This is a genomic window from Escherichia sp. AM3 (genome assembly GCF_032029835.1).
Lineage (GTDB): Bacteria > Pseudomonadota > Gammaproteobacteria > Enterobacterales > Enterobacteriaceae > Escherichia > Escherichia coli.
The window spans coordinates 1-449 of the sequence record NZ_JAVUPQ010000575.1; the positions used below are offsets into that span (position 1 = coordinate 1).

Below are 449 nucleotides of genomic sequence, written 5' to 3' on the forward strand. Positions count from 1 at the left end.
GCAATTTTGCCCGAACTGCCGGATTGGCGGTTTCGTTGGATGGTGTTGGCATACGTCCCACAGGTGTTGTACGTTGCGATCAACCCCGGACAATTGATATGAAAGCACGGGGCGGAAAACGACTCGAACGGGTTCCGGAGACTATCATGAACGAAGTTCTTGGCCGCCTGTCCACTATTCTGACTTGAACATGGGGTTTGAGGGGCAACTGGATGAAAACGTACGATTTAGGGCACTAAAACCGCTGTTGTCCCACCATTCTGGTGATTCCCAAACGTTATTTGGCTAAAAAGTAGTTTTGATGTGGTTTATTTTCCGAATTCCAAGCGCAGCCCTACTTTCTTGTGCGTATTTGCGTGTTTTGCGCAGTTTTGAAGTTCCGGTGATGCTGCCAACTTACTGATTTAGTGTATGATGGTGTTTTTGAGGTGCTCCAGTGGCTTCTGTTT

The 449-nt window shown here is 47.7% G+C and carries 1 protein-coding gene; it reads left to right on the plus strand.

The features are described from left to right. Window positions 1-188, plus strand: a 188-nt coding sequence (locus tag RTW80_RS27320; RefSeq protein WP_409415324.1) for a type II toxin-antitoxin system PemK/MazF family toxin, incomplete at its 5' end; no start/stop codon positions are given. Window positions 189-449 lie beyond the last annotated feature (261 nt).